General features: G+C 69.7%; 6 protein-coding genes. 1 reads left to right on the top strand and 5 read right to left on the bottom strand.

Annotated elements, in window-relative coordinates; genetic code table 11:
* Positions 1–641: TolC family protein (locus AD428_RS21940; RefSeq protein WP_160318617.1), on the top strand; the 641-nt coding region annotated here is incomplete at its 5' end.
* A 56-nt stretch (positions 642–697) separates the two neighbouring features.
* Here the strand turns inward: AD428_RS21940 and AD428_RS21935 are convergent.
* The 5 genes from AD428_RS21935 to AD428_RS21915 all read right to left on the bottom strand — a co-directional run.
* Entirely contained in the window at positions 698–1,186 is a 489-nt protein-coding gene (locus tag AD428_RS21935) for an adenylyltransferase/cytidyltransferase family protein (RefSeq protein ID WP_053246583.1), read from the bottom strand.
* A gap of 76 nt (positions 1,187–1,262) precedes the next feature.
* Positions 1,263–2,141 (bottom strand): ferritin, encoded by an 879-nt coding sequence (locus AD428_RS21930; RefSeq protein ID WP_053246582.1) that lies wholly within the window; start codon positions 2,139–2,141, stop codon positions 1,263–1,265.
* Between the two features lie 206 nt (positions 2,142–2,347).
* Positions 2,348–3,901: a ubiquinone biosynthesis regulatory protein kinase UbiB gene (gene ubiB / locus AD428_RS21925; RefSeq protein ID WP_053246581.1), complete on the bottom strand. Its 1,554-nt coding sequence runs from the start codon at positions 3,899–3,901 to the stop codon at positions 2,348–2,350.
* A 3-nt stretch (positions 3,902–3,904) separates the two neighbouring features.
* Positions 3,905–4,546 (bottom strand): ubiquinone biosynthesis accessory factor UbiJ, encoded by a 642-nt coding sequence (locus AD428_RS21920; RefSeq protein ID WP_053246580.1) that lies wholly within the window; start codon positions 4,544–4,546, stop codon positions 3,905–3,907.
* Positions 4,547–4,718: 172 nt separating this feature from the next.
* A partial coding sequence (locus AD428_RS21915) for a Tim44 domain-containing protein (RefSeq protein ID WP_053246579.1) occupies positions 4,719–5,490 on the bottom strand: 772 nt, incomplete at its 5' end.

Genomic DNA, 5,490 nt, shown 5'->3' with positions numbered 1-5,490 from the left:
CCACGCCGGCCCGCCTGAACGACTGGAGCGTGCAGGCCGAATCCTCCAACCTGGACGTGCTGCGCGCCCAGCTGCAAACCCGCATCGCCGCGCGCGGCATCGAAATCGCGCGCAGCGGGCACTACCCCACGCTGGCGCTGCGGGCGGCCAGCGGCACGTCCAGCGACGCGGTCATGGACAGCTCGGCCACGGCGCCGGGCAAGCCCATCAACAACTCCATCGGCGTGGTGCTGTCCATTCCCCTGTACTCGGGCGGCGGCGTGTCGTCGCAGGTCACCGAACAGGTGCAGCTCGAACAGAAGGCGCGGCACGATTTCGAAACGGCGCGGCGCCAGGCCATCCAGGCGGCGCGCGAATACTACACCGGTGTGATAACCGGGCTGGCGCGCATCCGCGCCCTGGAGGCGGGCGAAAAATCCAGCCGCGCCGCCGTGGAGGCCAACCGCACGGGCTACGAGGTGGGGGTGCGCATCAACCTGGACGTGCTCAACGCCCAGCAGCAGCTCTACGCCACCCAGCGCGACCTGGCCCTGGCCCGCTACGGCACCGTGCTTTCGGGGCTGCGCCTGAAGGCGGCCAGCGGCATCCTGGCCGAAAGCGACCTCGAAGCCATCAACCGCCTGCTGCGCGAGCCGCGCTGAAAGACGCCGGCGCCTGCCCTGCCCGCCATGCATGAACCGGCGAGCAGCGGGCTGCTCTACCCCGCCTGTATCTTGCGCACCAGCGCCGTGGTGGAGCGCTCGAATTCGAAAGGAATCGCCACCGCCCTGCCGCCCCACGACTTCACGAGCGCAGTTTCGGGCAGTTTTTCCATGTCGTAGTCGCCGCCCTTGACGATGAGATCGGGCCGCAGCTCGCCGATAAGCGCCTCGGGCGTGTCTTCGTCGAAAGACGTCACCAGGGTGACGCAACCCAGCGCGGCCAGCAGGGCGGCGCGGTCTTCCATGCGATTGAGCGGCCGCTCCGGCCCCTTGCCCAGGCGGCGCGCGGACGCGTCGGTATTGACGGCCACGACCAGCGTGGCGCCCAGCTGGGCGGCCTGGTCGAGGTAGGTGGCATGCCCCCGGTGCAGGATGTCGAACACGCCGTTGGTGAACACCAGCGGGCGCGGGTAGCGGCCCGAGGCGATGGCGGCGACGCACTCGGCGCGGGACAGGACTTTGGATTCAAAGCGGGCGGCGGTCATGGGCGAATTGTACGACGCCGCCCTCCCGGGGCGGCCGGGGCCAGCCGGCGCCCGAAGCTGCCCGCGCGGGGCGGCCCTAGGCGCCCGCCGGCGCGATCTCGCGCTCGCGCGGCGCGACCAGCGCGGTCATTTCCTTGCGGTAACGGTTGAGGTCCTTGACCGTCTCGAAGCTGCGGTCCATGAGCTTGGACAGCACGTGCAGGATGCGGCTGGCCACCTTCTGTTCCCAGACGCCGTCGAAGCGGATCTGCTGGTCCAGCCAGTGCTCCAGCCAGCCCGGCTCGGGCAGGCGGGACTGCACCGTGTCGTTGGGAAACAGGGCCTTGTTCACGTGCAGATTGGTGGGGTGCAGGGCCTGCTGGGTGCGCGAGGCCGAGGCCATGAGCACGCCGATCTTGGAAAACGCCAGCCGGGCCTGCTCGCTGACGCGCTGGCCGCGGTCGTGCAGGGCGCGGCGCATGTATTGCAGGTAGGCGCCGGCGTGGCGGGCCTCGTCCTGGGCCACGGTGCGGTAGATAGACTTGATGACCGGCTCGGTATGCCATTCGGCCGCGCGGCGGTACCAGTGGTTGAGGCGGATCTCGCCGCAGAAGTGCAGCATCAGCGTCTCCAGCTCTGGCGCGGGGTCGAACTCGAAACGCACCTTGTGCAGCTCCTCTTCGGTGGGCGCCAGATCCGGGCGGAAGCGGCGCAGGTATTCCATGAGCACCAGCGAATGCTTCTGCTCCTCGAAGAACCACACCGACATGAAGGCGCAGAAGTCGCTGTCGCCGCGGTTGTCGCGCAGGAACATCTCGGTGGCCGGCAGCGCCGCCCACTCGGTGATGGCGTTCATCTTGATGGTGTGCGCCTGCTCGTCCGAGAGCTTGCTGCGGTCGAAATCCCCCCAGGGGATGTCGTGCGCCATGTTCCAGCGCACGGCTTCCATGGTCTTGAAGAGTTCGGGATAAAGCATGGTCTGCCCTTGTGTCGCCCCCGCGGGGCGTTGGTGATCGTGGTGGACGGCGCCCGGGGAACCCGCATGCCCCCCGGGGCGCCGGCCCTCGCTAGTCCGGCCCCAGGCCGCAGGCGCGGCGCAGGAACATTCTTTCCGCCGTTGGCGTATATCTGATGACGGTTTCGTGACCGAAACGTGACGATGGCGCTAGAACATGAAACCGCCTACCGTGTCAGCGCCCAAAGGGCGACCGCGATGCCCAGGGCCACGACGCCCACCAGGGCGGCGACCAGCCGGTTGTTCTGCTCCTGCGCGCGGCGCAGCTGCGTCAGCTCCGCCAGCATGGCCGGCGACACATTGGGCCGGCCCAGGTAGTCGTGGACCAGGCGGGGCAGCGCGGGCAGCGTCTGCGACCACTGCGACGCCTCTTTCTCGAGGCTCTGGCGCAGGCCCTGAATGCCCACCCGCTGGCGCATCCAGCGCTCCAGGTAGGGCTTGGCGGTTTTCCAGAGGTCGAGGTTGGGGTCGAGCTGGCGGCCCAGCCCCTCCACGTTGAGCAGGGTTTTCTGCAGCAGCACGAGCTGCGGCTGGATTTCCACGTTGAAGCGGCGCGACGTCTGGAAGAGCCGCAGCAGCACCTGGCCCAGCGATATCTCGGACAGCGGACGGTCGAAGTACGGCTCGCACACGGCGCGCACCGCGCCTTCCAGTTCTTCTTCGCGCGTGTCCGGCGGCACCCAGCCCGATTCGATGTGCAATTGGGCCACGCGCCGGTAATCGCGGTGGAAGAACGCCAGGAAGTTCTGCGCCAGGTAGTTCTTGTCGAACTCCGAGAGCGAGCCCACGATGCCGAAATCCAGCGCGATGTAGCTGCCCAGGGTATCGGGGCGGTCGGAAACGTAGATGTTGCCCGGGTGCATGTCGGCATGGAAGAAGCCGTCGGTGAACACCTGGGTGAAGAAGATTTCCACCCCCGTGCGGGCCAGCCTGGGGATGTCGATGCCCGCCGCGCGCATGCGTTCCACCTGGCCCACGGGCACGCCGTACATGCGCTGCATGGTGAATACGGTGGAAGCGGTGTATTCCCAGATCACCTCCGGCACGATGAGCATGTCGCCGCGCCCGGATTCCGGGCCGAAATTGCGGCGCAGCTGGCTGCAGTTGGAAGCCTCGCGCACCAGGTCCAGCTCGTCGTGCAGGTATTTGTCGAATTCGGCCACCACCTCGCGCGGCTTCAGGCGGCGCCCGTCCGGGCCCAGGCGCTCGATGACGCGCGCCACGATCTTCAGCAGCGACAGGTCTTTTTCGATGATGTCCAGCATGCCGGGGCGCAGCACCTTGACGGCCACCTCGCGGCCGTCGCGCAGCACGGCGAAATGCACCTGGGCGATGGAGGCCGAGGCCACGGGGTCCACGTCGAACTGGGCAAAGAGCTTGTCGGGCGGCGCGCCCAGCGCGGCTTCGATGCAGGCGGCCGCCTGCGCCGAGGGGAACGGCGGCACGCGGTCCTGCAGCAGCGCCAGCTCATCGGCGATGTCGGCGGGGATGAGATCGCGCCGGGTGGAAAGCACCTGGCCGAACTTCACGAAAATCGGACCGAGCGACTCCAGCGCCCGCCGCAGGCGCAACCCGCGCGGCTGGCGCGGGCGCGTGCCCAGGCGGATGACCCGCAGCAGCAGCGTGGCCAGGGGATGGTTCAGACTGGAAAGCACCAGCTCGTCCAGGCCGTAGCGCAGCGACACCAGGGTGATGCGAAGCAGACGGAACAAGGGAAACATGGATCAGCCGCCCCGCTTCGCGCCGGCCGGGGCCAGCCGGGATTCCAGGGAAGCCGCCGCCCGCGCCAGCGCGTCGGCGCGCGCGTTCAGCTCGGCGAGGTCCAGGCGCCATTGCTCCAGGGCCGGACGGCCCAGCAGCACGCCGCTCTCCTCGGCCAGGTACTCGCCCACATTGCCCGCCAGGCGCTCGCCCGCCGTGCGCATGCCGCCGACCGCCGCCCGCGCGCCGCTCACCAGTCGCACGGCGGCGATGTCGCCCACCACGCGCGCCAGCGCGTCTTCGGGATCCCAGCGCAACTGCCTGGCCAGGTCGGCCACCACCTGGGCCAGCGCGGCGTCGCCCGAGATATGGGTGGCGTCAGCGAAATCGGGCGCATGGCCGCCCGCCGCCGGCAGGCCTGGCACCGGCAGCTTCCCGGGCGAAACCGTCAGCGTCACGTCGGGCACCACCGCCGCGTCGGCCAGGTCGGCCAGCCCTTCGCTGTCGATGGTCAGCCCCAGCGTGAACCCGCCCAGCGCGAACCGCACCGTCTTGCCGGCGTGCCGGACCAGGCGCTCGCGCGCCCAGGCTTCGCGCCGCAACAGGGCGTTGAGCGCATTGACGGCCAGCCGCGAGGGAGTGGGCAGAAACGAAAAAGGCAGCATGATACGCAGGGACACCCGAAGACGGGTCCGCCGGACGGAGTTGATGACTAAACCGGGAGTGTACCGGGTCGCCGGCGTTTTCGACCGGGCATGCGAAAACCGGCCCTTGCGGGCCGGTTCATGGGTTCGGCAAACCGGCCGGCGGGCGGGCCCGCCGGCGCGGGGCGCCGCGTCAGCTCGCGTATTCGACCGGAATCTGCTGGATGCCGGCCAGCAGCCAGCCGCCGTTGGACGGCTTGAACAGGTTCCAGACTTCTTCGAAGCGGAAGGCCTCGGCGCCCGGGGTTTCGCGCAGCATGCCGGAGAAGCGCACGCTGGCGAGATGGCCGTCGGACACGGTTTCGATACCCAGCAGCTCCGCGTTGAGCAGCACCACTTCGGTCTTGTTGGCGGCGCTGCCGCGCTCGGCCAGCTGGGGCATGAGTTCGGCGATGAGATCGTCGGTGAGGAATTCGCGCAGGCGGTCGGTGTCGCCGCTGTCCCAGACGGCCTGGATGCGGACGAACTGCTCCTTGGCCTGCTTCAGGAAGCCGACGGTGTCGAAGTCGCCGGGAATGAACCAGTTGCCGTCCTCGCCGGCCTTGGGCAGCGCCGCGGCCGGGGCGGCGGCCGCGACAGAGGCCGCCGGGACCGCCGCCGGCGCAGCCGGGGCAGCCGGTTTCAGGCTTTCGCGCCACAGGGACTGCTGGCCCTGCTGGCCGGCGCCCTGGCCGTACGCGCCCTGGGCGGCAGGCCGCGGGCCGGCGCCGCGCAGGCGGCGCACGATGAACATGATGGCGAAGACGACCAGCGCGATCAGCAGCGCGGAAGACAGGAATTCGGCAAAGGCGCCCGACAGGCCCAGGTGCGAAAGCAGCGCGGCGATGCCCAGGCCGGCGGCGATGCCGGCGATGGGGCCGAGCCAGCGCGGCGCGCCGCTCTTGGCGGCGGCGCCCGCGGTCGCC

The organism is Achromobacter sp. DMS1 (genome assembly GCF_001270295.1).
The sequence above is the reverse complement of the archived record's forward strand: the minus strand, read 5'-3'. Positions and strand labels throughout refer to the sequence as shown.

Coding starts and splice junctions, on each gene's coding strand:
- AD428_RS21935 (WP_053246583.1), bottom strand. CDS start 1,186: ATGACCGCCGCCCGCTTTGAATCCAAAGTCCTGTCCCGCGCCGAGTGC.
- AD428_RS21930 (WP_053246582.1), bottom strand. CDS start 2,141: ATGCTTTATCCCGAACTCTTCAAGACCATGGAAGCCGTGCGCTGGAAC.
- ubiB (WP_053246581.1), bottom strand. CDS start 3,901: ATGTTTCCCTTGTTCCGTCTGCTTCGCATCACCCTGGTGTCGCTGCGC.
- AD428_RS21920 (WP_053246580.1), bottom strand. CDS start 4,546: ATGCTGCCTTTTTCGTTTCTGCCCACTCCCTCGCGGCTGGCCGTCAAT.